The organism is Streptomyces sp. NBC_00572 (genome assembly GCF_026341815.1).
In the GTDB taxonomy this organism is placed as follows: domain Bacteria; phylum Actinomycetota; class Actinomycetes; order Streptomycetales; family Streptomycetaceae; genus Streptomyces.
In genome coordinates, this window is sequence record NZ_JAPENX010000001.1 from 2,831,858 (window position 1) to 2,855,987 (window position 24,130).

A 24,130-nucleotide genomic window follows, 5' to 3' on the forward strand; every position below is an offset into this window, starting at 1 on the left:
CGGCGGCCGCCGATGCGGCGCCCGTGGCTCCACTCACGCTCTTACTCCTCGTGCTCCCCGGCCGAGGGCTCCGTGCCCTCGACTGCCTCGGTCTCGACCACGACGGTCTCGACCGCCGCCACCTCGGACGCCTCCACGGCGCCCTCGGCGTCGTCGATGTCCTCGTCCTCGCCGCCGGCCTCGGCGTTCCGTGCGATGCCGACGACGGCATCACGCTTGCCCAGGTTGATCAGCTGGACGCCCATGGTGTCACGGCCGGTCTCCCTGACTTCGTTGACTCGCGTACGAATCACACCGCCGGACAGCGTGATGGCGAGGATCTCGTCCGTCTCCTCGACCACCAGCGCGCCCACGAGCGAACCACGGTCCTCCACGATCTTGGCGGCCTTGATACCGAGGCCGCCACGGCCCTGGACGCGGTACTCGTCGACGGGGGTGCGCTTCGCGTACCCGCCGTCGGTCGCGGTGAAGACGAACGTACCGGGCCGGACGACATTCATCGAGAGCAGTTCGTCGTCCGCGCGGAAACTCATCCCCTTGACGCCCGATGTGGCACGTCCCATCGGACGCAGCGCGTCGTCGGTGGCGGTGAAGCGGATCGACTGCGCCTTCTTGCTGATGAGCAGCAGATCGTCCTCGGCCGAGACCAGCTCGGCACCGATCAGCTCGTCGGCGATGCCCGCGGCGCCGTTGTCCGTCTCGCGAAGGTTGATCGCGATGACACCGCCGGAACGCGGCGAGTCGTAGTCCTTCAGCGCGGTCTTCTTGACCAGACCGGCCTTGGTGGCGAGCACCAGGTAGGGCGCGGCCTCGTAGTCGCGGATCGCCAGGATCTGGGCGATCTGCTCGTCCGGCTGGAAGGCGAGCAGGTTGGCCACGTGCTGGCCACGCGCGTCCCGCCCGGCGTCGGGCAGCTCGTACGCCTTGACGCGGTAGACCCGGCCCTTGTTGGTGAAGAAGAGCAGCCAGTGGTGGGTCGTGGAGACGAAGAAGTGGTCGACGATGTCGTCCTGCTTCAGCTTCGTGCCGCGCACGCCCTTGCCGCCGCGCTTCTGCGAGCGGTAGTCCTCGGTCTTCGTCCGCTTCACGTAGCCACCGCGCGAGATGGTGACGACGATGTCCTCCTCGGCGATCAGGTCCTCGATGGACATGTCACCGTCGAAGGGCACGAGCTTGGACCTGCGGTCGTCGCCGAACTTCTCGACGAGCGCGGCCAGTTCCTCGCTGACGATCGCACGCTGGCGCTCCGGCGAGGCCAGGATCGCGTTGTACTCGTTGATCTTCGCCTGGAGTTCGTCGTGCTCGGCGACGATCTTCTGGCGCTCCAGGGCGGCGAGCCGGCGGAGCTGCATCTCCAGGATCGCGTTGGCCTGGATCTCGTCGATCTGGAGCAGGTCCATCAGGCCGCCGCGGGCGACCTCGACCGTGTCGCTGCGCCGGATGAGCGCGATGACCTCGTCGATCGCGTCGAGCGCCTTGAGCAGACCGCGCAGGATGTGGGCGCGCTCCTCGGCCTTGCGCAGCCGGAACTTCGTCCGGCGGACGATGACCTCGATCTGGTGCGTCACCCAGTGGCGGATGAACGCGTCGAGCGAGAGGGTGCGCGGCACGCCGTCGACGAGCGCCAGCATGTTCGCGCCGAAGTTCGTCTGCAGATCGGTGTGCTTGTACAGGTTGTTGAGGACGACCTTGGCGACGGCGTCGCGCTTGAGCACGATGACCAGGCGCTGGCCGGTCCGGGACGAGGTCTCGTCGCGGACGTCGGCGATGCCGCCGACCTTGCCGTCCTTCACCAGGTCGGCGATCTTCTGCGCGAGGTTGTCCGGGTTGGTCTGGTACGGCAGTTCCGTGACCACCAGGCACTGGCGGTTCTGGATCTCCTCGACCTCGACGACCGCGCGCATCGTGATCGAGCCACGGCCGGTGCGGTACGCCTCCTCGATGCCCTTGCGGCCGACGACGAGCGCGCCGGTCGGGAAGTCCGGGCCCTTGATCCGCTCGATCAGCGCGTCGAGGAGCTCCTCGTGGCTGGCGTCGGGGTGTTCGAGCGCCCACTGCGCACCGGCCGCGACCTCGCGGAGGTTGTGCGGCGGGATGTTGGTCGCCATGCCCACCGCGATGCCGGCGCTGCCGTTGATCAGCAGGTTCGGGAAGCGGGCCGGCAGGACCGTCGGCTCCTGGTTGCGGCCGTCGTAGTTGTCCTGGAAGTCGACGGTCTCCTCGTCGATGTCCCGGAGCATCTCCATCGACAGCGTCATGAGCTTGCACTCGGTGTAACGCATGGCGGCGGCCGGGTCGTTGCCCGGGGAGCCGAAGTTGCCGTTGGAGTCGACGAGCGGCATCCGCATCGACCAGGGCTGGGCGAGGCGGACGAGCGCGTCGTAGATCGAGGAGTCGCCGTGCGGGTGGTACGTACCCATGACGTCACCGACGACGCGGGCGCACTTGTAGAAGCCCTTCTCGGGCCGGTAGCCGCCGTCGTACATCGCGTACAGCACGCGACGGTGGACGGGCTTGAGGCCGTCCCGTACGTCGGGCAGCGCGCGGGACACGATGACGGACATCGCGTAGTCGAGGTACGAGCGCTGCATCTCGGTCTCGAGCCCGACGGGCTCGATGCGCAGGACGGGCTCTTCTTCGGTGGTCCCGGTCGGGGTGTTTTCGTCGGCCATTGCTGGTCGTCAGTCCTTTCGTACGGTCAGCTGAGACCGACTCAGATGTCGAGGAAGCGAACGTCCTTGGCGTTGCGCTGGATGAACGAGCGGCGTGCCTCGACGTCCTCGCCCATCAGGACCGAGAACAGGTCGTCGGCCTGGGCGGCGTCGTCCAGGGTGACCTGGCCGAGGACGCGGTGCTCGACGTCCATGGTGGTGACGCGCAGCTCCTCGGCGTTCATCTCACCGAGACCCTTGAAGCGCTGGATCGAGTCTTCCTTGATGCGCTTGCCGCTCTGCTTGCCCAGCTCGACGAGCGCGTCCCGCTCGCGGTCCGAGTACGCGTACTCGAAGTCGTCCCGGCCCCACTTGATCTTGTAGAGCGGCGGGCGGGAGAGGTACACGTGACCGGCCTCGACCAGCGGCCGCATGAAGCGGAAGAGGAAGGTCAGCAGCAGGGTGTTGATGTGCTGGCCGTCGACGTCGGCGTCCGCCATCAGGATGATCTTGTGATAGCGGAGCTTCTCGATGTCGAAGTCCTCGTGCACACCGGTGCCGAAGGCCGAGATGAGCGCCTGGACCTCGGTGTTCTGCAGGATCTTGTCGATCCGGGCCTTCTCGACGTTCAGGATCTTGCCGCGGATCGGCAGGATGGCCTGGTACATCGGGTTACGGCCGGACTTGGCCGAGCCGCCGGCGGAGTCACCCTCGACGATGAAGATCTCGCACTTGGCCGGGTCGTTCGACTGGCAGTCGGACAGCTTGCCCGGCAGCGACGCCGACTCCAGCAGGCCCTTGCGGCGGGTCAGGTCGCGCGCCTTGCGGGCGGCCACGCGCGCGGTGGCGGCCTGGATCGACTTGCGGATGATGTCCGCGGCCTCGACCGGGTTGCGGTCCAGCCAGTCGTTGAGGTGCTCGTAGACCGCCTTCTGGACGAAGGTCTTCGCCTCCGTGTTGCCCAGCTTGGTCTTGGTCTGGCCCTCGAACTGCGGCTCGCTCAGCTTGACCGAGATGATCGCCGTCAGACCCTCGCGGATGTCGTCGCCCGTGAGGTTGTCGTCCTTCTCGCGGAGCAGCTTCTTGTCGCGCGCGTACTTGTTGATCAGCGAGGTCAGCGCCGCACGGAAGCCCTCCTCGTGCGTGCCGCCCTCATGGGTGTGGATGATGTTGGCGAAGGAGTAGACGCCCTCGCTGTAGCCGCTGTTCCACTGCATCGCGACCTCGAGGGACAGGGCCTTGTCCTTGTCCTCCGCCTCCAGGTCGATGACGGTCGGGTGGACCAGCTCGCCCTTGCGCGAGTTGAGGTACTTCACGAAGTCGACGATGCCGCCCTCGTAGTGGTACTTCACCGTGCGCGCGGCCGGCTCGGCGGCCGCCTCGGCGTCCGGGTCGTCGGCACCGACCGTGGCCTTGGCGGACTCGCGCTCGTCGGTGAGCGTGATCGTCAGGCCCTTGTTGAGGAAGGCCATCTCCTGGAAGCGGCGCGAGAGCGTCTCGAAGGAGTACTCGGTCGTCTCGAAGATGTCCGGGTCGGCCCAGAACGTGACCGAGGTGCCGGTCTCGTCGGTCGCCTCGTGCTGCGCGAGGGGCGCGGTCGGGGCGCCCATCTTGTAGTCCTGAGTCCAGCGGTGGCCGTCCGTCTTGATCTCGACGGAGACCTTGGTGGACAGGGCGTTCACGACCGACACACCGACACCGTGCAGACCGCCGGAGACGGCGTAGCCGCCGCCGCCGAACTTGCCGCCCGCGTGCAGCACGGTGAGCACGACCTCGACGGCCGGCTTGCCCTCGGAGGCCACGATGCCGACCGGGATGCCACGGCCGTTGTCGATGACGCGCACGGCGCCGTCGGCCAGGATCGTCACGTCGATGGTGTCGGCGTGGCCGGCCAGGGCTTCGTCGACCGAGTTGTCGACGACCTCCTGCACCATGTGGTGCAGACCGCGCTCGCCGGTCGAGCCGATGTACATGCCAGGGCGCTTGCGCACGGCATCCAGGCCTTCGAGGACCTGGATGTTGCTGGCGGTGTACTGGTTGTTCTCGTTGGGGTCGCCGGAATCGGCCACGAAGCGCCCTTTCTGGCACAGCACAGGCCGTTCTCCGGGCATACGGGAGCGGCTGCGTCGTTCGACTTGTTCCGCAGGGTGGCGGGATTGTCTCCCAGTCTACCGGTAGCGCCGACACTCATGGGGGTTTGCCGGTGCCTGAGTCCGCATGTGCCGCCCTGAGCGGGAGCCAAACGACTCCCCATATCCGGACAGGGGCTTCAGAGCCCTCTGACGGCCACCCAGCGCTTCGACCCGTAGCGCGGTGTGGGCACCGCCGCCGCCCCCGTCGCGGACACGCCCGCCGCCCCCGTTGTGGGCATACGTTCCGCAAGGCGTGGGGGTCCCCCGGACGGAGCCTGGGGGAGGGTGGGCACAGCACCACCAGCGCGGCGCCCCTCTGCTGTGACCAGCACCACCGGGACCCGCCGCAGCGACCACGCACGTGGCCCGCGCCAAGAAACCGAGGCCGCCCGGCGCCCTAGCCGTACGTGTCTCCGGGCCCCACGGACCCCGGCGCCCGCAACGGCCCGTACCCCCGCCGCGGCGCCCCCGGCCCGAGCACCTTGATCATCCGCACGGTCCCGTGGCCGAGGTCCTCGTTGAGCCGCGCGACGAGCGTCGGCGCGAGCAGTCGCAGCTGCGTCGCCCAGGCCGTCGAGTCGCACTGCACCGTCAGCACCCGTGCGTCCGGCTCGTCGTCGAACTTCAGCGGTACGCAGTGCTTGGCCAGGTCCTCGCCGACGATCTGCGGCCAGCGGCCCATGACCCCGCCGACCGCGGCCGGCGTCTCCCAGCCCCGCTCGGTGATGAGCCGGTTGATCGCGGCGCCGAGCGCCATCGGGTCGCGCCCGTCGGCGCGCGCGCCGGAGCGCAGGCCGCCCCCGCGCCGGGCCTGCTTCTTCTGCTGGGCGGCAGCGCCCTTGGCCTTCGCCTGTTCCTTGGCGGCGCGCAGCGCGACCCGCGCGAGATCCACACCCGAGGGTTCGGGCACCGACGGCGCGGAAGGCCCCGAGGGCGAAGAAGTATCCACAGGCTGGGGAAGGTTTTCCTCGCTCATACCCGCTCCACCGTCCCTCCGGCCACCTCGTACCGCGTCCCCGCGAGGACACCCGGTACGTCGTCGTCCACGGCGGCCGTCACCAGGACCTGCTCGCCGCCGGCCACCAGCTCCGCGAGCCGCTCCCGCCGCCGCGCGTCCAACTCGGCGAAGACGTCGTCGAGGACGAGGACGGGCTCGTTGCCCTCGGACCGCAGCAGGTCGTACGAGGCGAGCCGCAGCGCCAGCGCGTACGACCAGGACTCGCCGTGGCTGGCGTACCCCTTCGCCGGCAGCTCACCGAGCTTGAGCAGCAGCTCGTCGCGGTGGGGGCCGACGAGGGTGACACCCCGTTCGATCTCCTGCTTGCGCACCTCGGCCAGCGCGGCGATCAGCTGTTCGTACAGCTCCTCGCGGGTGTGTCCGGTGCCCGGCGCGGAGGGCCGGTACTCCAGCAGAATCGGTCCGCCGCCGGGTGCGAGCTGCTCGTACGCCTTGTCGGCGAGCGGCTGCAGTACGGCGATCAGATCGAGCCGCTGCGCGAGCAGCTCGGCGCCGGTCCGCGCCAGGTGCTGGTCCCAGACGTCGAGGGTGGACAGGTCCATGCCGCGGCCGCCGTGCCGCCGTGCCATGGCCGCCGACTTCAGGAGCGTGTTGCGCTGCTTGAGCACGCGCTCGTAGTCGGAGCGCACGCCCGCCATGCGCGGCGTGCGCGCCGTGATCAGCTCGTCGAGGAAGCGCCGGCGCTCGCCGGGGTCGCCCTTCACCAGGGCGAGGTCCTCGGGCGCGAACAGCACGGTCCGTACGATCCCCAGCACGTCACGCGGTCTGACCTGCGAGGACCTGTTGATACGGGCACGGTTGGCCCGGCCCGGATTGAGTTCGAGCTCGATCAGCTGGGAGCGTTCGCCCTGGGTGACGGCGGCGCGGATGACCGCGCGCTCAGCCCCCATCCGGACAAGCGGGGCGTCGGAGGCGACGCGGTGGCTGGAGAGAGTCGCGAGATAGCCGACGGCCTCGACCAGATTGGTCTTGCCCTGGCCGTTGGCGCCCACGAAGGCGGTGACGCCCGGGTCGAGCGGGACCTCGACCCGGGCGTAGGAGCGGAAGTCGGCCAGCGACAGATGCGTGACGTGCATGGTTGGGCGCCGACCTTCTTCCCCCGGCGGCTGTGCACCGCGGGGTGCACAGCCTGTGGATTACTTCTTCGTCTCGACCGCGTGGCCACCGAACTGGTTGCGCAGCGCGGCGATCATCTTCATCTGCGGGGAGTCGTCCTGGCGGGAGGCGAACCGCGCGAACAGCGAGGCGGTGATCGCCGGCAGCGGTACGGCGTTGTCGATGGCGGCCTCGACCGTCCACCGGCCCTCGCCGGAGTCCGACGCGTAGCCGCGCAGCTGGTCCAGGTGCTCGTCCTCGTCCAGGGCGTTCACCGCGAGGTCGAGCAGCCAGGAACGGATGACCGTTCCCTCCTGCCAGGAGCGGAAGACCTCACGCACATCGGTGACGGAGTCGACCTTCTCCAGGAGCTCCCAGCCCTCGGCGTAGGCCTGCATCATCGCGTACTCGATGCCGTTGTGGACCATCTTCGCGAAGTGACCGGCGCCGACCTTGCCCGCGTGGACCGAGCCGAACTCGCCCTCGGGCTTGAGCGCGTCGAAGATCGGCTGGACCCTCGCCACGTCCTCGGCGGAGCCGCCGTACATCAGCGCGTAGCCGTTCTCCAGGCCCCAGACACCGCCGGAGACGCCGCAGTCGACGAAACCGATGCCCTTGGCCGCCAGCTCCTCGGCGTGCTTCTCGTCGTCGGTCCAGCGCGAGTTCCCGCCGTCCACGACGATGTCACCGGGGGAGAGCAGGTCGGCCAGCTCGTCGATGGTGGACTGGGTCGCGGCACCGGCCGGAACCATGACCCACACGACGCGCGGACCCTTGAGCTTGCCCACAAGCTCTTCCAGGCTGTGGACATCGGCGAGGTCCGGGTTGCGGTCGTATCCGATGACGGTGTGGCCTGCGCGGCGGATGCGCTCACGCATGTTGCCGCCCATCTTGCCGAGACCGACGAGACCGAGCTCCATCAGAGATTCCTTAAGCGTCGTGTGCGGTTTACCCGGGTCCGAGCCTACGCCCGGACCCCGGTGCACACCTGTGGGGTCAGCCGCTCAGTCGACGCCCGCCCATGAACGGTCAGCCGCTCAGGCGAACCGGCATGATCAGGTACTTGTAGGCCTCGTCCGCCTCGGCGTCGAGCGCGGGCTTGCCGCTCAGCAGCGCCGGCTTGGTGGAGGTCGTGAAGGAGAGCTGGGCGACCGGGGAGTCGATCGCGCTCAGGCCGTCCAGCAGGAAGGTCGGGTTGAAGGCGATCGAGATGTCGTCGCCCTCCAGCTGCGCGTCGACGCGCTCCACAGCCTGTGCGTCGTCGCTGGAGCCCGCCTCAAGGATCAGCACGCCCTGCTCGAAGCTCAGCCGGACAGGGGTGTTGCGCTCGGCCACCAGGGCCACGCGCTTGACGGCCTCGACGAAGGGCGCGGTCTCGATCACCGCGACCGAGTTGAACTCGGTGGGAAAGAGCGTCCGGTACTTCGGCAGGTCGCCCTCGAGCAGGCGGGTGGTGGTGCGGCGGCCCGCGCCCTCGAAGCCGATGAGGCCCTCGCCCTTGCCGGAGCCGGAGAGCGCCAGGGTGACCGTGTCGCCGCTCGTGAGCGCCTTGGCGGTGTCCAGGAGGGTCTTCGCGGGCACCAGGGCGACCGCGGAGGCGTCCGGGGACTCCGGCTTCCACAGGAACTCGCGGACCGCGAAGCGGTAGCGGTCGGTGGAGGCCAGGGTGACCGTGTCGCCCTCGATCTCGATGCGCACACCGGTGAGCACGGGCAGCGTGTCGTCACGGCCGGCGGCGATGGCCACCTGCGCGGCGGCGGAGGCGAAGACCTCACCGGGGACGGTGCCGGTCGCGGTGGGCATCTCCGGCAGCGCCGGGTACTCCTCCACAGGCAGGGTGTGGAGGGTGAAGCGGGAGGAGCCGCAGACCACGGTCGCCCGTACACCGTCTGTGGAAATCTCCACCGGGCGGTTGGGGAGGGCGCGGCAGATGTCGGCGAGCAGCCGACCGGAGACCAGGACGGTGCCGTCCTCCTCGACCTCCGCCTCGACGGAGACACGGGCCGAGACCTCGTAGTCGAAGCTCGAGAAGCTCAGCGCGCCGTCCTCGGCCTTCAACAGAAGGCCAGCGAGCACGGGGGCCGGCGGACGGGCCGGGAGGCTGCGGGCCACCCAGGCCACCGCCTCGGCAAGTACGTCGCGCTCCACCCGGATCTTCACCGGAACCGCCTCCTGCTTGTTGCTGGCTCTTCGTCGACTGCGGGAACCAGTCTGACGTACGCCGCGGACACTCGGTGCTGCTCGGGGTCAAGTCGCGACAAGAGCGCGTCGGAGCTCCGGCGCCGAGTTGTGCACAGGCCCCACTTCGAAGCGGATTCCTAGCTAACTCTAAGTGGGAGTAGTAGTAGGGCCTGTGGAAACGGTGGATAACGTCGTTTTCGCAGGTCAGGCCCGGTTTTTTGTCCACTGCGCCTGTGGGTGGAGCCGGTGGACAACTGGGGTTCTCTGTGGACACCCAAAAGTTCTGCACACCCGATGCACAGGCCATGGGGAGTTCTCCCCAGCGCTGTCCCCAGCTTTACCCACGTTCCCCACAGCCCAACCGTCCTCCTTGGTGTGACGGCTTTCACTCGACGCGGTGAGAGGGGGCGATTCGTTGCCGAACAGTGGACAGGGGTGTGGAGAAGCTGTGGGCAACGGACCCTGCCCTGTGGGCAGCCGGTGGACAACCTTCGAGGCCTCCTGTGGACGAAAGTTTTGTCCACAGCCTGTGGAGATCTTTTACCAACAATTCCACAAGGGGCTGACCTGGGGTGATGATCTGTCAGCAGTCCAGCCTGTGGACACGATCCGGATAACTCGACAGTCCCCACCCTGTGGACGGGAGATCATCCCCCAATCTGTGGAGAACCCGCCACCGGAACGGAGTAATCGAACAGCTCGTCCCCCGGACGAGGCCCCGGCCGGCGGTCGCGAGCGCTTCGGGATGCCTTCGGGAGGGCTTCGGGAGGGTTCTTCGACCCCTTCCGGAGGGTCCGGGAAGGGCTCCGGAACGTCCTGTGGACGGCCTTACGACGGCTTCAGGGGAACTTCAGCAGAGTTCCAGGAGGGCCTCAGGAGCCCCCGCGAAGTCCTGGGGTAACGCCGAAGGGCGCCTCGGGAGGTGTCCCGGGGCGCCCTTGCAGGGGGTCGGCTGCGGCCGTCCGCCGGCCGGATGTCGGTCGGCCGTCAGCCGTTCTTGATGCGGTTGGTGAGCTCGGTGACCTGGTTGTAGATGGAGCGCCGCTCCGCCATCAGGGCCCGGATCTTGCGGTCCGCGTGCATCACCGTCGTATGGTCACGGCCGCCGAACTGCGCGCCGATCTTCGGCAGCGACAGATCCGTGAGCTCGCGGCACAGATACATGGCGATCTGCCGGGCCGTCACCAGGACGCGGCTGCGCGAGGATCCGCAGAGGTCCTCCACCGTCAGACCGAAGTAGTCGGCCGTCGCCGCCATGATCGCCGGTGCCGTGATCTCCGGGGACGAGTCCTCGCCGCCCGGGATCAGGTCCTTCAGGACGATCTCGGTGAGCCCGAGGTCCACCGGCTGCCGGTTGAGGCTCGCGAAGGCCGTCACCCGGATCAGCGCGCCCTCCAGCTCACGGATGTTCCGCGAGATCCGGGACGCGATGAACTCCAGCACCTCCGGCGGGGCGTTGAGCTGCTCCTGCACCGCCTTCTTGCGGAGGATCGCGATGCGCGTCTCCAGCTCGGGCGGCTGCACATCGGTGGTGAGGCCCCACTCGAAGCGGTTGCGGAGCCGGTCCTCCAGGGTCACCAGCTGCTTGGGCGGCCGGTCCGAGGAGAGCACGATCTGCTTGTTCGCGTTGTGCAGGGTGTTGAAGGTGTGGAAGAACTCCTCCTGCGTCGACTCCTTGCTCGCGAGGAACTGGATGTCGTCGACGAGCAGGATGTCCACATCGCGGTAGCGCTTGCGGAAGGCATCGCCCTTGCCGTCACGGATCGAGTTGATGAACTCGTTCGTGAACTCCTCGGAGCTCACGTACCGCACGCGCGTGCCCGGGTAGAGGCTCCGCGCGTAGTGCCCGATCGCGTGCAGCAGATGGGTCTTGCCGAGCCCCGACTCCCCGTAGATGAAGAGCGGGTTGTACGCCTTCGCCGGCGCCTCGGCCACCGCGACCGCGGCCGCGTGCGCGAAGCGGTTCGAGGAACCGATGACGAAGGTGTCGAAGAGGTACTTGGGGTTCAGCCGCGCGTGCTGCTCGCCGGGAGCGCCGGAGCCCTGCCCGGAGGAGGCACCGTGGCCGCCGCCCGGGACACCCCCGGGACCGCCCGGCCGGGGACCGGGGCGGGCACCGTGGTTCTGCGGGTCGGGCAGCTCGGCGCGCTCGGGCCGCTGCTGCTCGTAGCCGCGGGGCGGCTCGTCGTAGCGCGACTGTCGGGACTGCTCGGGGCCGGTGTACGGGGCCCGCTCCTGGTAGCCGCCCAGCCGGGGCTGCTGCCAGGACAGGTCCTCCTGGGTACGCGGCCAGGCGCCCGGGTCCGGGCGCTGCTGCGAGTAGTCCGGGTAGGCCGGGCGCGCGGTGGGCAGCCCGTCGTCGGGCATCGGCCGGTGGCCGTAGCCGTCGTACTTCTCGTACGGCTCGGGCTGCTGGCGCTCGTCGTAGCGGGGCTGCTGGGACTGCTGCACCGGGGGCGCCGGCGGAGTCGGCTCGCCGACGGAGTCGTCGACGGTGATCGCGATCCGGATCGGGCGGCCGCACTCACGGCTGAGGGTCTCGCTGATCAGCGGGGCGAGCCGGCCCTCCAGGACGCGCTTGCCCCATTCGTTGGGCACGGCGAGCAGCGCCGTGTCGGCGACCAGGGCCAGGGGCTGGCAGCGCTCGATCCACTGCTTGTCCTTGGGCTCGATCCCTTGCTGACCCTCGGCGAGGAGATGCTCGAGGACGCGTGGCCACACTGCGGCAAGATCAGCAGGTACGTCAGCCACAGGGCACGCTTTCTCGCAGGTCCCACGATGGTGTGGTTCTCGGGGACGGTGGGTCGATGTCCGTGAGGACGGACCCGTGAGGACAGTAAGGACAGAACGGAAAAGATTGTGGAGTCCATCCACGGTAGTCGGGGCGGCTGACGTGGTTCAAGTTGTTGTCCACAGCCTGTGCACAATGGGGGGTGGCGACAGGTCGGTTTGACCGGATGGCGTAGCCGCGCGTACCGTGACCAGGTCGAGTTGTCGATGGCTGCTGCCGCCTGCCTCCGATGGGCAAAGATCACGGTTTTGAACGTGTAGCGGTGCACTCGGGCGTATTGCGAGCTACTCGTGGGCGCACGGTGACAGCCAGGCGATGTCCCGCCATCTACGAATCATTTCTGGAGCCCCCGAGTGAGCAAGCGCACCTTCCAGCCGAACAACCGTCGTCGCGCCAAGACCCACGGCTTCCGCCTGCGGATGCGTACGCGTGCCGGCCGAGCCATCCTTGCGAACCGCCGTTCCAAGGGTCGCACTGAGCTGTCCGCCTGATCTGCTTAAGCAGGTCATGACGTGCTGCCTACCGAGAATCGGCTGAGGCGGCGCGAGGACTTCGCAACCGCGGTACGCCGAGGGCGCCGGGCCGGTCGCCCGCTCCTCGTCGTCCACCTACGCAGCGGTGACACGAACCCGCACGCGCCTGGGGAGAGCGCTCCCCCGGCACGTGCGGGTTTCGTCGTGAGCAAGGCCGTGGGCGTTGCGGTCGTACGCAACCAGGTGAAGCGTCGTCTGCGCCATCTCGTCCGCGACCGCCTCACCGAGCTGCCCCCCGGTAGCCTGGTGGTCGTACGGGCGTTGCCCGGAGCCGGCGACGCCGACCACGCACAGCTGGCCCGAGACCTGGACGCCGCTCTCCAGCGGCTGCTGGGAGGGGGCGCGCGATGAAGTACCCGCTGCTGGCTCTCATCAAGCTGTACCAGTGGACGATCAGCCCTCTTCTGGGGCCCGTCTGCCGGTACTACCCGTCGTGTTCCCACTACGGATTCACGGCCATCGACCGGCATGGCGCGATCAAGGGCACAGCCCTGACCGCCTGGCGCATCCTGCGGTGCAACCCGTGGTCGCCCGGCGGCGTGGACCATGTCCCCGCGCGTAAGCGCCCCCGCTGGCACGAAATGCTGAGGAACGCGCTGCGCGGCGACAAGGGCGGGTCCACCGCCGAGACGAGCCCGGCCGCAGAGACCTCGCCCAATGCTCAAGGAGCCTGATTAGTGGACACGATTGCCAGTCTGTTCAGCTTCATCACCTGGCCCGTTTCCTGGGTCATCGTCCAGTTCCACAAGGTGTACGGGGCGATCTTCGGCCCCGACACCGGCTGGGCCTGGGGCTTGTCGATCGTGTCCCTTGTGGTGCTGATCCGTATCTGTCTGATCCCGCTGTTCGTCAAGCAGATCAAGTCGACGCGGAACATGCAGGCGCTCCAGCCGAAGATGAAGGCGATCCAGGAGCGCTTCAAGAGCGACAAGCAGCGTCAGTCCGAAGAGATGATGAAGCTGTACAAGGAGACGGGTACCAACCCGCTCTCCTCGTGCCTTCCCATCCTTGCCCAGTCGCCGTTCTTCTTCGCCCTGTACCACGTGCTCTCCGCCATCGCCTCCGGCAAGGAGATCGGTGTCATCGACGGGCCGCTGCTGGCCAGTGCCCGTCAGGCGCACATCTTCGGTGCCCCGCTGGCCTCGAAGTTCACGGACAGCGCCGCTGAGGTCGCCGCGCTCGACGCCTCGATCACCTCGGTCCGCATCGTCACCGCGATCATGATCGTCATGATGTCGGCCTCGCAGTTCTTCACCCAGCGACAGCTGATGATGAAGAACGTCGACCTCTCGGTGAAGACCCCGTACATGCAGCAGCAGAAGATGCTCATGTACATCTTCCCGGTCATCTTCGCCGTCATGGGCATCAACTTCCCCGTCGGTGTCCTCATCTACTGGCTGACCACCAACGTGTGGACCATGGGCCAGCAGATGTACGTGATCAACCAGAACCCGACCCCGGGCAGCAAGGCGCAGGACTCCTACCTCCAGCGACTGCTGAAGAGCGTCACGCAGCACGGTGAGGTCCGCGGCCGTCGCCGGAAGAACATCGTCAAGGTGATCGTCGCCAAGGGCAGCGACCGCAATGACAACGAGCGCCGCTTCTTCGCGGGTCTGACCAAGGCCGGCTTCGCCGCCCAGGCGGACGGCACCGTGATCAAGGGCGACACGATCGTGGCCGAGGCCGAGGGCGGTTCCGCCGCCAAGCGCCAGCAGCCCAAGCGTCAGACCAAGTCCCAGCGCCAGGCCGCCGCAGCTCAGCACGTCGTGGCAAAGGACACCGAGGAAGCTTCCGAGCCGGCCGCCGAAGAGGCGCCGACCACCTCGCTCGAGAAGAAGCCCCAGGACCCGGCCAAGACCGCCGCCAAGGATGAGCCGAAGGACGAGGCAGAGGGCGACAAGCCCGCGCGTCCGAGCCGCGCCAACTCCGGAGGCTCCCGCCAGGGCAAGTCCGGCCAGCGCAAGGGCCAGCAGCGGCCCAAGCACCCGTCCTCCAAGAAGTAAGCCTCGCCGAAGCAAGAAGGAGTCCATCCGTGACGGAAGGCACCACCTCCGCCGCCGCCGAGGGTGGCGACACCCTGACCCGCCTGGAGCAGGAGGGTGAGATCGCGGCCGACTACCTCGAGGGTCTGCTCGACATCGCCGACCTCGACGGCGACATCGACATGGACGTCGAGGCGGACCGGGCCGCGGTCTCGATCATCAGCGACTCTGCCCGTGAGCTGCAGAAGCTCGTGGGCCGCGACGGTGAGGTCCTGGAGGCACTCCAGGAGCTGACCCGGCTGGCCGTGCACCGCGAGACCGGTGACCGCAGCCGCCTGATGCTCGACATCGCCGGTTTCCGTGCCAAGAAGCGCGCCGAGCTCGCCGAGCTGGGCGCCAAGGCCGCAGCCGAGGTGAAGTCCACCGGTCAGCCGGTCAAGCTGGACCCGATGACGCCGTTCGAGCGCAAGGTCGTGCACGACGCGATCGCCGGCGCCGGTCTGCGCAGCGAGTCCGAGGGCGAGGAGCCGCAGCGCTTCGTCGTTGTGCTCCCGGCCTGAAGCCTCACGTAGTGTCGGCCCCGTCTGTTCGCAGGCGGGGCCGATCTTTGTCAGCCTGATAGTCAGCCACCACAGTGCGCTCGCACGCGATGCGTGCGGTACGGAAGGACGGTTCCCGTGACGGAGGAAGCGGTGCTCCCCGAGGCTCCGGAGCAGGCGCGGACAGTCTTCGGTGAGTACTTCCCGGAGGCCGTGCGATACGCGGAGCTCCTCGCGGACGCGGGTGTGAAGCGCGGTCTGATCGGCCCGCGTGAGGTCCCGCGGCTGTGGGAGCGCCACCTGCTGAACTGCGCCGTCCTTTCGGAGGTCGTCCCCCAGGGCGTCACCGTCTGCGACGTGGGCTCGGGCGCCGGTCTTCCCGGCATCCCCCTGGCGCTGGTCCGGCCCGACCTGAAGATCACGCTTCTGGAGCCACTTCTTCGCCGGACGAACTTCCTCCAGGAGGTCGTCGAGCTGCTCGGCCTCGACCATGTGACCGTGGTCCGAGGACGCGCCGAGGAGATGCTCGGCAAGATCACGCCCGTGCACGTGGTGACCGCACGCGCGGTGGCGCCGCTCGACCGGCTGGCTGGCTGGGGAGTCCCCCTGCTGCGTCCGTACGGGGAGATGCTGGCACTCAAGGGCGACACCGCGGAGGAGGAGATCACCGGTGCTCGCGCCGCGCTCTCCCGTCTCGGTGTGGTGGAGACCTCGGTGCTGCACGTGGGCGAGGGGATCGTCGATCCGCTGTCCACGGTCGTCCGGGTGGAGGTCGGCGAGAGCCCGGGTGGTGTGCGGTTCGCGGCCAAGCGAGCCAAGGCGGCCCGGACCAGCAAGACCCGTCGACGCCGCTGAGCGTCGCATACGTACCATTTCGGAGTGTCGAACGGTCCCGGCCGGGCAGCAGGGGCATGGTGTTTCACGTGAAACATCGCTCACTGCTGCAGGGGATCATCAGCCGCGGTCGCGCGGCTGCCACGCCCCGGGACCGTAGACCCCGCGTGAACCCACCCGCGAGGGTTACGGAGATGTCCACAGAGGTGGATTCACCCACAGAACCACCGGCCTCGCTGGTTCACGACCCCGAAAGCATGGCAGGCTCTCCCCATCGCGAGCCTGAAGCCGAGGAGAGTGAATCCTTGCGGTCCGACGCCAACATCGCGGGACCGATGACCGATCCGGTCCCCGGTCCCCGAACCGAATCGGTGGGGGAGGATGTTTCACGTGAAACACCGCCCCCGATGGACGACACCCCCATTGGTCGTGCTGCCCAGCTGGCAGTAGAGGCCTTGGGTCGTGCCGGTGAGGGACTTCCCCGCCCGGCCCAGACTCGCGTGATGGTGGTCGCCAATCAGAAGGGCGGCGTCGGCAAGACGACCACGACGGTCAACCTTGCCGCGTCCCTCGCCCTGCACGGTGCCCGTGTCCTGGTCATCGACCTGGACCCCCAGGGCAACGCCTCCACGGCACTCGGTATCGACCACCATGCCGAGGTCCCCTCGATCTACGACGTCCTCGTGGACAGCAGGCCGCTCTCCGAAGTGGTGCAGCCCGTCATGGATGTCGAGGGCCTCTTCTGCGCCCCCGCCACCATCGACCTGGCCGGCGCGGAGATCGAGCTGGTCTCGCTGGTGGCCCGTGAGAGCCGCCTGCAGCGGGCGATCCAGGCCTACGAGCAGCCGCTCGACTACATCCTGATCGACTGCCCGCCCTCGCTCGGTCTCCTCACGGTCAATGCCATGGTGGCCGGAGCCGAGGTGCTGATCCCGATCCAGTGCGAGTACTACGCGCTGGAGGGGCTCGGACAGCTTCTGCGGAACGTCGAGCTGGTGCGGGGGCATCTCAACCCCGTGCTCCATGTCTCGACGATCCTGCTCACCATGTACGACGGCCGGACGAGGCTCGCCTCGCAGGTCGCCGACGAGGTGCGCACCCACTTCGCGGAAGAGGTGCTGCGCACCAGCATCCCGAGGTCCGTCCGTATCTCGGAAGCCCCGAGCTACGGGCAGACGGTCCTCACCTACGACCCGGGCTCCAGCGGCGCCCTGTCGTATCTCGAAGCGGCCCGCGAGATCGCCCTGCGGGGGGCGGCCGTGCACTACGACCCGCAGCACGCCCATATGGGGCACCAGAACCACCAGCGCAGCATGTCGGAGGGGATTCAGTGAGTGAGCGACGTAGGGGATTGGGGCGTGGGCTCGGTGCGCTGATCCCCGCTGCTCCCCAGGAACGGCAGACGCCGGCCGCCGGCGCGGGGGCGGGCGTGGCCTCCCCCGGCGCGGCCCCTGTGCTGACCTCGGACCGAGGGGTAGCCGCCGCGAAGCTGGCGACGCTCCCGCAGAGCGCGCAGTCCCCGGAGTCGATGCGGGCATGGAACGAAGCCGAGCCGGTGGTCCGGCCGGAGCCCCCGGCGGGGGCCTACTTCACCGAACTTCCGCTCGACGCCATCGTTCCCAACCGGCACCAGCCGCGTGAGGTCTTCGACGAGGACGCCCTGGCGGAGCTCGTCGTCTCCATCAAGGAGGTCGGCCTCCTCCAGCCCGTGGTCGTGCGCAAGCTCGACGACGAGGGCTACGAGCTCGTCATGGGCGAGCGGCGCCTGCGGGCCTCCAAGGAGGCGGGTCTTGAGCGGATCCCGGCGATCGTCCGGGACACCGATGACGAGAAGATGCTCCTGGACGCCCTCCTGGAGAACCTTCACCGTGCCCAGCTGAACGCGATCGAAGAGGCTCACGCCTACGAGCAGCTGCTCAAGGACTTCGGTTGCACCCATGACCAGCTCGCGGAGCGGATCGGGCGCTCGCGCCCGCAGATCTCCAACACGCTGCGACTGCTGCGGCTCTCCCCTCCGGTGCAGCGCCGGGTCGCCGCCGGAGTGCTCTCCGCCGGCCACGCGCGGGCGCTGCTCGGTGTGGAGGACCCGGAGTCCCAGGACAAGCTGGCGTACCGGATCGTCTCCGAAGGCCTCTCGGTGCGTACCGTCGAGGAGATCGTGAGCCTCATGGGCTCCGAGGAGCCCGCCGGTTCGGTCAAGCCGACGAAGCCGCGCGCCGGTGGCCGGGTCTCGCCCGCGCTCACGGATCTGGCTTCCCGTCTCTCGGACCGCTTCGAGACCCGGGTGAAGGTCGACCTGGGGCAGAAGAAGGGCAAGATCGTCGTCGAGTTCGCCTCGGTGGAGGATCTGGACCGGATCCTGGCGACCCTGGCTCCCGGTGAGGGACGGGTCATGGACCAGAAGAACACCGAGAAGGGTGCGGAGGGCTGACGCCTTCCCCTGTCTGAGGCCGCCGAGGGCGGGTCGTGCTCCGGTCTTCGCCGGAACGCGGCCCGCCCTTTGCCTGTGAGCGGTGTCGTCCGGATCGCCCGATCGATACGATTCGAATGGCGTATCCGTGCTCGATGGCGAGGGAATGAGGAGCGGCCGTGGGGCGTCGGCTCGTACCGCTCACGCTGGACAATCTTCCGGACCTGCCCAAGCGTTGTCGCTCCTGTGTGTTCTGGGAGCTGGACCCGGTCAGTGGAGAAGCCGCTGCGAAGGCGGGGCGTCCGGAGCTGGAGAAGGAAGCCTGGATCTCGGGCGTTCTCCTGGAGTGGGGCTCCTGCGGTCGGGTGGTCTACGTCGACGAGGTCCCGGTCGGCTACGTCCTCTACGCTCCCCCGGCCTATGTGCCGCGCTCCACGGCCTTCCCGACGAGTCCTGTGGCGGCCGATGCCGCGCAGTTGATGACGGCCTGGATCATGCCGGGTTACCAGGGCCAGGGACTCGGCCGGATGGTCGTACAGACCGTGGCCAAGGATCTGCTGCGGCGGGGGTTCAAGGCCATCGAGGCGTTCGGCGACGCCCGGTGGAAGGAGCCGGCCTGTGTACTGCCGGCCGATCACCTGCTGGCGGTGGGGTTCAAGACGGTGCGGCCGCACCCGGCCTTTCCGAGACTGCGGCTGGAGCTCCGGACGACGCTCTCCTGGAAGGAGGACGTCGAGATGGCGCTTGACCGGCTGCTCGGGGCCGTGCAGAAGGAACCCGTCCTCAGGCCGCTCTAGCGTCGGGACACGAGAACGGCCCGCCCCCGGAAAGGGGCGGGCCGTCGCTGTTTCACGTGAAACGCTGCTCTGTTTCACGTGAAACAGAAGGAGAGCATCAGGCCTTGGTCGGCTCGACGAAGTCCGCGAGGTCGCGCAGGATGGCGGCCTTCGGCTTGGCACCGACGATCGTCTTCACGACCTCGCCACCCTGGTAGACGTTCAGCGTCGGGATGGACATGACGCCGTACTTGGCGGCCGTGGCCGGGTTCTGGTCGATGTTGAGCTTCACGATCTCGATCTCGCCGCCGTGCTCGGCGGCGATGGCCTCCAGCGACGGGGCGATCTGGCGGCACGGGCCGCACCACTCGGCCCAGAAGTCCACCAGGACGGGCTTGTCGCTCTTGAGGACGTCCTCTTCGAAGGAAGCGTCGGTCACAGTCTTCAGGGCCACAGCGGCCTCCTTGATCTCGCGGGGTGTGGGTGAGGAGAGACGGGGGTCAGACCGCGGGGGTCTCGGCCAGCTTCTCGCTGTCGGCGAGGGCGGCCAGGAAGCGCTCGGCGTCCAGCGCGGCGGAGCAGCCGGTGCCGGCGGCCGTGATGGCCTGACGGTAGGTGTGGTCGACGACGTCGCCGGCGCCGAAGACACCGGTGAGGTTGGTGCGCGTCGACGGGGCGGCCACCTTGAGGTAGCCCTCCTCGTCGAGGTCCAGCTGGCCCTTGAAGAGCTCGGTCCGCGGGTCGTGGCCCACGGCGATGAAGAGGCCGGTGACGGGCAGAGCACGGGTCTCGCCGGTCTTCGTGTCGCGCAGGGTCAGGCCGCTGAGCTTCTGCTCACCGTGGATCTCGGTGACCTCGCTGTCCCAGGCGAAGGAGATCTTCGGGTCGGCGAAGGCGCGCTCCTGCATGGCCTTGGAGGCACGCAGGCTGTCACGGCGGTGGACGATCGTGACCGACTTGGCGAAGCGCGAGAGGAAGGTGGCCTCCTCGATCGCGGTGTCGCCGCCGCCGACGACGGCGATGTCCTGGTCCTTGAAGAAGAACCCGTCGCAGGTGGCGCACCAGGAGACACCGCGGCCGGAGAGCGTGTCCTCGTTCGGGAGGCCGAGCTTGCGGTGCTGGGAGCCGGTGGTGACGATGACGGCCTTGGCGCGGTGCACGGTGCCGGCGGTGTCGGTGACGGTCTTGATGTCACCGGTCAGGTCCACGGCGATGACGTCGTCGGGGACGAGCTCGGCGCCGAAGCGCTCGGCCTGGGCCCGCATGTTGTCCATCAGGTCCGGGCCCATGATGCCGTCACGGAAGCCGGGGAAGTTCTCGACCTCGGTCGTGTTCATGAGTGCGCCACCGGCGGTGACGGCACCTTCGAAGACCAGGGGGTTCAGCGACGCTCGGGCGGTGTAGAGCGCAGCGGTGTAACCCGCGGGCCCGGAGCCGATAATGATCACGTTACGGACGTCGCTCACGGGTTTCTTCCTCGTCTCTGCAGACTGCCACTGCCTACGGGGGCGGTCGTCTCGGTCACTCTCACCCCACCCAACGGATCCTAAGGGGCGTACATTCCCGAGACCGCCGCGCGGCACCGTGGCCGGACGGGGAGGGAGATCAGGAGCGAGGGTATGTCTCGCTGAACAGGAGATCGGCTGCCGGGCTTCCGCTGCCGGTGGTGCGGTTCGCGCAGGAGGCGTCGAGCACATAGGCCTGGACCCGGGTGCTGTCCCCGCGGTCGGGGAGGATCAGCAGATAGGCGGGCGATCCCCGGTACTCACCGCGCTCGTGCTCCAGCACCGCGTCGGAGCGGCCGGTGCCCGCGAGGACGCAGCCGGGGACCGTGGAGTCCCTGTTCCGCTCGGGGGCCGTGTTCTCGGTCTCGGCGGACATGGATTCCGGTGCGATGCCACGGGGAGTCTGGGCCGTGTCGCCCTCGGCCAGGAGCGCGTGGACCCGGTCTTCGACGGGAGAGCCCGAGAAGGGGCTCAGGGCCGCCCCGGCGACGGTGTCGGCCTTCTTGGCACTGCCCGCGTCACCACCGGCGGTCACATTGCCCGTCTGGCTGAGATACAGGCTCGTTCCGAGGAGCACGGCTCCGAAGGCGGCGCCGATCGTCGAGAGCAGGGCGATGCGCCGGCGACGGGGCTTCCCGGTCCGGCCGGGGCCGGTGGTGGCGCCGGAGCGACCGGCAGGCCGGTCCGCAGCGCGGGCCGTGACCGGACGGGGAGGGACGGCGGGAGCCGCCTCGGCCGTCGTGCGCGCTGTTTCACGTGAAACAGCGGTGTCGCTCTCCGGCGTGGTGGCGTTGAGGAGCGCTTCGGCGGCGAGGGCGGCATCGATCCGTCCGGCGATCTCCGCGGGCATGCGGGGTGGCCCGGGAAGGGTGCCGAGCAGGCCACGGATCTCCTCCAGGGAGGACCGTACGTCCGCGCAGAGGGGACAGCTGTCGAGATGCCGACGGACGGCGGCCGAGCGGGTCGGTGAGAGCAGCCCCTCGGTGAGATCGGAGATCTCCGAGACGTCCGGGTGCTGTGTGGTGTTGGCCCTGCCGGCCGTGGAAGTCACGTGCGCCCACCTCCGCCCTTCACAGCAGCTGGATCAGTCGGTCCGGTATCCGTCGGCCCCGGCACCGGTGGGACGGATGTCCCCGGCGTCCGGTTCCTTCCCCCATCGGGGGGCTCGTTACCCACAGTGTCGGCGCGCAGATGAGTGACCATCGGAAGCAGTCGTGCCCGCCCGCGCGCGCAGCGGCTCTTCACGGTGCCGGTGGGAACGCCGAGGATACGGGCCGCCTCGGCGACGGGGTATCCCTGCATGTCGACCAGGACGAGGGCGGCGCGCTGGTCCGCGGGCAGTGTGGCGAGCGCGGCCAGCAGCTCCCGGTGGAGGTCCTGGCGCTCGGCGGGGGCTTCGGCCGACTCGTGGGGTTCGAGGAGCTGCTCGAACCGGGCGGTGTCGTCGACGGACGAGGTCCTGCGGGAAGCGGTCTTTCGGGCGCGGTCGATGCAGGCGTTCACCGTGATGCGGTGGAGCCACGTTGTGACGGCCGACTGGCCGCGGAAGGTGTGGGCGGACCGGAAGGCGGAGATGAGGGCGTCCTGGACGGCGTCAGCGGCTTCCTCGCGGTCCCCCAGGGTCCGCAGGGCCACGGCCCACAGCCGGTCGCGGTGTCGCCGTACGAGCTCACCGAAGGCGTCGGGGTCCCCGGCGACATGGCGTGCCAGTAGGGCGTCGTCCGTCGCGGTCCGGGGATCGTCAGCCGCTGGTGCCACGGTTCCCCTCCTCGCTCGGCAGCCGTGCAGGCATTCAATCCGGTCCGTGCCCGGAAGTAAATGAGCGCCGAGCTGGGCTCGGCGCTCATCGGTGGGGCGTGGTCGTGACTAGGGGGTGGTCCCCTTGAAGGAGACGTTCGTGATGGCCTGCTTGAAGCCGGCCCCGAAGTACTCGTCCCCGCTGGAGTACGGCGCGGAGGTCATCCACAGCAGCACGTAGCGAGTCTTGACCGGCGTCGTGGTCTCCGGCTTCGCCGTCGAGTCCGAGGTCTCGACCGTGGCGATCTTCTTCATGGAGTCCGGGGTGCCGGAGGGCGACATCGCGTCCGCCGCGTACAGGGTGACGGTCGTGTTCGGGCCGCCGTAGCGGAGAGCTATGGACGCCGACGAGACGTTCCGCTCGCTCCCCAGGTCGTAGACGATCCCGACACCCTGCTTGTACGGCGCCAGGACGGGGCCGTCGACGAAGGTCTTGGTGCGCCAGTACGAGGAGCTGTCGCTGTCGTAGGTGTTGCCGACGTTCTCGGGGTTCTGGGGCTTCCCGTCGGGCGCGTACTCCTCGGCGGACTCGATCGCGAGCGGCTTGGGCGGCTCGGGCTTCTCGTCGTCGATCGTCGGAGACGTGTTCGGAGGCTTGGTCGGGTTGTCCTGGCCGAGGAGCCGGTCCGCGATCTGCCAGCTGCCGAGGCCCAGGGCGGCGATCAGCAGGGCCGAGACGGCCCACTTCAGCGCCTTGCCGGTGCGGCTCTGCAGCGGGGGCGGCGGGATGACCACCGGCTGGGTGACCGGCGGGCGCATCTGGGGACGCCCGTAGGTGCCCTGCTGGTACGTCGTGCGCTGGTACTCGGGCGGAGGAGCGAACTCCGGCTCGGGCGGCTTCACACGGGGCATCGCCGCCACGGCCTTGGCCAGCTCGTCCGGGGTCGTGCAGGGCGGCTCCTGGCGCGAGGCGGTGGCCCCGTCGTTGGCCAGGGCGCGCATGGCGATCTCGGAGAGGCCCCGGTGGACGCCGGCGCGGACCTGGTCGGGCGGGAGCAGACCGACGCCCTTGGGCAGGCCGGAGAGCCCGTAGGCGTCGCTGTCGTACGGCCAGCGCTGGGTGAGGGCGGCGTACAGGAGCGCCCCGATGGCCTCGGTGTCACTGCGCTGCGGGCGCTCGGCGGTGATGCCGCGCAGGGCGGCGTTCACGGCCAGGCCGCGGATCCGGTACTGGCCGGTGGAGCTGCGCAGGACGGCGCTCGGCGTGAGCCGGAGATGGGCGAGGCCCTCGCGGTGGGCGGCGGCCATGGCCTGGGAGACCTGGCTGACGAGCTGGTAGGCGTCGTGGGGCTCCAGCGGGCCGGCCGCGAGCAGCGCGGTCAGCTCGGTGGAGTCCGGCAGCCACTCGTGCACGACGTAGACCAGGTCGTTCTCCTCGACAGCGTCGAGGACCTGCACGAAGCGAGGGTCGCCGAGGAGGGCCGAGGAGCGGGCCGCGGCCAGGACCGAGCGGGCCCTGGGGTGATCGGCGGGCAGCAGGTGGACCCCGACGGCACGCCGTAGTTTCTCGTCGACGGCACGCCAACTGCTGAAGCCGTCCAGACGGGTGACGCACTCCTCCAGCCGGTAGCGCCGGGCCAGTTTGTGGCCGCTGTGCAGTTCCGGAGCCGTGATGGAGGGCTGTTCGCCGCTCTGTCGTTCGACCGCCTTCTTGTCCGTGGCCTCGGCGGGCTGTTCCGCCGTCTTCTGCTTGTCCGCCACCCCGTCGGTCGCGGCCGTGTCCGCCTTGGCGGTCAGCGGGTCGTCACCGCTGTTGTCGGCCACGTCGACGGCAGCCGTGCTACGTTCCGCCACCGTCGTTCCCTGCCTCCCCATCCGTTGCGCCACATCCAACAGCCAAGCCAATTGTGCCCACAGTCGGACGCTATGCACGACACGCGGCTCCC

21 protein-coding genes are annotated in these 24,130 nt (G+C 68.9%); 9 read left to right on the forward strand and 12 right to left on the reverse strand.

Features of this window, described 5'->3' with window-relative positions:
• Positions 1 to 41: 41 nt before the first annotated feature.
• The 7 genes from gyrA to dnaA all read right to left on the reverse strand — a co-directional run bounded on the left by gyrA (position 42) and on the right by dnaA (position 11,828).
• A complete protein-coding gene (gene gyrA, locus OG514_RS13000; RefSeq protein WP_266894077.1) occupies positions 42 to 2,672 on the reverse strand; it encodes a DNA gyrase subunit A in 2,631 nt (876 codons plus the stop codon).
• Positions 2,673 to 2,713: 41 nt separating this feature from the next.
• On the reverse strand, positions 2,714 to 4,744 hold the full coding sequence (gyrB, locus tag OG514_RS13005; protein WP_266894079.1) for a DNA topoisomerase (ATP-hydrolyzing) subunit B: 2,031 nt from the start codon (positions 4,742 to 4,744) through the stop codon (positions 2,714 to 2,716).
• A gap of 436 nt (positions 4,745 to 5,180) precedes the next feature.
• Complete coding sequence (locus OG514_RS13010) at positions 5,181 to 5,759, reverse strand: DUF721 domain-containing protein (protein WP_266894081.1); 579 nt, start codon at positions 5,757 to 5,759, stop codon at positions 5,181 to 5,183.
• On the reverse strand, positions 5,756 to 6,877 hold the full coding sequence (recF, locus tag OG514_RS13015) for a DNA replication/repair protein RecF (protein WP_266894083.1): 1,122 nt from the start codon (positions 6,875 to 6,877) through the stop codon (positions 5,756 to 5,758). The genes OG514_RS13010 and recF overlap by 4 nt, the downstream gene beginning before the upstream one ends.
• A 60-nt stretch (positions 6,878 to 6,937) precedes the next feature.
• Positions 6,938 to 7,816 carry a phosphogluconate dehydrogenase (NAD(+)-dependent, decarboxylating) gene (gene gnd / locus OG514_RS13020; protein ID WP_030321240.1) on the reverse strand — a complete coding sequence of 293 codons (879 nt, stop codon included), beginning with the start codon at positions 7,814 to 7,816 and terminating at the stop codon, positions 6,938 to 6,940.
• Between the two features lie 109 nt (positions 7,817 to 7,925).
• Complete coding sequence (gene dnaN / locus OG514_RS13025) at positions 7,926 to 9,056, reverse strand: DNA polymerase III subunit beta (protein ID WP_015034855.1); 1,131 nt, start codon at positions 9,054 to 9,056, stop codon at positions 7,926 to 7,928.
• Positions 9,057 to 10,064: 1,008 nt separating this feature from the next.
• Positions 10,065 to 11,828 (reverse strand): chromosomal replication initiator protein DnaA, encoded by a 1,764-nt coding sequence (gene dnaA, locus OG514_RS13030; RefSeq protein ID WP_266894090.1) that lies wholly within the window; start codon positions 11,826 to 11,828, stop codon positions 10,065 to 10,067.
• A 393-nt stretch (positions 11,829 to 12,221) separates the two neighbouring features.
• On the opposite strand from dnaA, the gene rpmH reads away from it, so the two are divergent.
• From rpmH to OG514_RS13075, 9 genes are all read left to right on the forward strand, one after another.
• Complete coding sequence (gene rpmH / locus OG514_RS13035; RefSeq protein ID WP_079045023.1) at positions 12,222 to 12,359, forward strand: 50S ribosomal protein L34; 138 nt, start codon at positions 12,222 to 12,224, stop codon at positions 12,357 to 12,359.
• A 21-nt stretch (positions 12,360 to 12,380) separates the two neighbouring features.
• Positions 12,381 to 12,752 carry a ribonuclease P protein component gene (gene rnpA, locus OG514_RS13040; RefSeq protein WP_266894095.1) on the forward strand — a complete coding sequence of 124 codons (372 nt, stop codon included), beginning with the start codon at positions 12,381 to 12,383 and terminating at the stop codon, positions 12,750 to 12,752.
• Positions 12,749 to 13,075, forward strand: coding sequence for a membrane protein insertion efficiency factor YidD (gene yidD, locus OG514_RS13045; RefSeq protein WP_215065479.1), 327 nt, complete (start codon positions 12,749 to 12,751; stop codon positions 13,073 to 13,075). The genes rnpA and yidD overlap by 4 nt, the downstream gene beginning before the upstream one ends.
• Before the next feature lie 3 nt (positions 13,076 to 13,078).
• A complete protein-coding gene (gene yidC / locus OG514_RS13050; RefSeq protein WP_266894102.1) occupies positions 13,079 to 14,404 on the forward strand; it encodes a membrane protein insertase YidC in 1,326 nt (441 codons plus the stop codon).
• A gap of 29 nt (positions 14,405 to 14,433) precedes the next feature.
• Positions 14,434 to 14,943 carry a R3H domain-containing nucleic acid-binding protein gene (locus OG514_RS13055; protein WP_266894104.1) on the forward strand — a complete coding sequence of 170 codons (510 nt, stop codon included), beginning with the start codon at positions 14,434 to 14,436 and terminating at the stop codon, positions 14,941 to 14,943.
• A 117-nt stretch (positions 14,944 to 15,060) separates the two neighbouring features.
• Positions 15,061 to 15,777, forward strand: coding sequence for a 16S rRNA (guanine(527)-N(7))-methyltransferase RsmG (gene rsmG, locus OG514_RS13060; RefSeq protein WP_266894106.1), 717 nt, complete (start codon positions 15,061 to 15,063; stop codon positions 15,775 to 15,777).
• A 236-nt stretch (positions 15,778 to 16,013) separates the two neighbouring features.
• Positions 16,014 to 17,090 carry a ParA family protein gene (locus tag OG514_RS13065; RefSeq protein WP_266894108.1) on the forward strand — a complete coding sequence of 359 codons (1,077 nt, stop codon included), beginning with the start codon at positions 16,014 to 16,016 and terminating at the stop codon, positions 17,088 to 17,090.
• On the forward strand, positions 17,087 to 18,187 hold the full coding sequence (locus tag OG514_RS13070; RefSeq protein WP_266894110.1) for a ParB/RepB/Spo0J family partition protein: 1,101 nt from the start codon (positions 17,087 to 17,089) through the stop codon (positions 18,185 to 18,187). The genes OG514_RS13065 and OG514_RS13070 overlap by 4 nt, the downstream gene beginning before the upstream one ends.
• Before the next feature lie 158 nt (positions 18,188 to 18,345).
• Positions 18,346 to 18,963 carry a GNAT family N-acetyltransferase gene (locus tag OG514_RS13075; RefSeq protein WP_266894112.1) on the forward strand — a complete coding sequence of 206 codons (618 nt, stop codon included), beginning with the start codon at positions 18,346 to 18,348 and terminating at the stop codon, positions 18,961 to 18,963.
• A 97-nt stretch (positions 18,964 to 19,060) separates the two neighbouring features.
• Here OG514_RS13075 and trxA read toward each other — a convergent pair whose 3' ends face one another.
• The 5 genes from trxA to OG514_RS13100 form a co-directional block, all read right to left on the reverse strand.
• A complete protein-coding gene (gene trxA, locus OG514_RS13080; RefSeq protein ID WP_323181532.1) occupies positions 19,061 to 19,396 on the reverse strand; it encodes a thioredoxin in 336 nt (111 codons plus the stop codon).
• Between the two features lie 46 nt (positions 19,397 to 19,442).
• Positions 19,443 to 20,408: a thioredoxin-disulfide reductase gene (gene trxB, locus OG514_RS13085; protein ID WP_266894114.1), complete on the reverse strand. Its 966-nt coding sequence runs from the start codon at positions 20,406 to 20,408 to the stop codon at positions 19,443 to 19,445.
• 139 nt (positions 20,409 to 20,547) lie between these two features.
• Positions 20,548 to 21,498: a zf-HC2 domain-containing protein gene (locus OG514_RS13090; RefSeq protein WP_266894116.1), complete on the reverse strand. Its 951-nt coding sequence runs from the start codon at positions 21,496 to 21,498 to the stop codon at positions 20,548 to 20,550.
• On the reverse strand, positions 21,495 to 22,205 hold the full coding sequence (sigM, locus tag OG514_RS13095) for an RNA polymerase sigma factor SigM (RefSeq protein WP_266894118.1): 711 nt from the start codon (positions 22,203 to 22,205) through the stop codon (positions 21,495 to 21,497). The genes OG514_RS13090 and sigM overlap by 4 nt, the downstream gene beginning before the upstream one ends.
• A gap of 108 nt (positions 22,206 to 22,313) precedes the next feature.
• Positions 22,314 to 24,038: a protein kinase family protein gene (locus OG514_RS13100; protein ID WP_266894120.1), complete on the reverse strand. Its 1,725-nt coding sequence runs from the start codon at positions 24,036 to 24,038 to the stop codon at positions 22,314 to 22,316.
• Positions 24,039 to 24,130 lie beyond the last annotated feature (92 nt).

Excerpts from the sequence above, each read along its gene's own strand:
- gyrA (WP_266894077.1), bottom strand. The coding sequence starts at position 2,672 with ATGGCCGACGAAAACACCCCGACCGGGACCACCGAAGAAGAGCCCGTC.
- OG514_RS13010 (WP_266894081.1), bottom strand. The coding sequence starts at position 5,759 with ATGAGCGAGGAAAACCTTCCCCAGCCTGTGGATACTTCTTCGCCCTCG.
- recF (WP_266894083.1), bottom strand. The coding sequence starts at position 6,877 with ATGCACGTCACGCATCTGTCGCTGGCCGACTTCCGCTCCTACGCCCGG.
- gnd (WP_030321240.1), bottom strand. The coding sequence starts at position 7,816 with ATGGAGCTCGGTCTCGTCGGTCTCGGCAAGATGGGCGGCAACATGCGT.
- yidD (WP_215065479.1), top strand. The coding sequence starts at position 12,749 with ATGAAGTACCCGCTGCTGGCTCTCATCAAGCTGTACCAGTGGACGATC.
- OG514_RS13065 (WP_266894108.1), top strand. The coding sequence starts at position 16,014 with ATGGCAGGCTCTCCCCATCGCGAGCCTGAAGCCGAGGAGAGTGAATCC.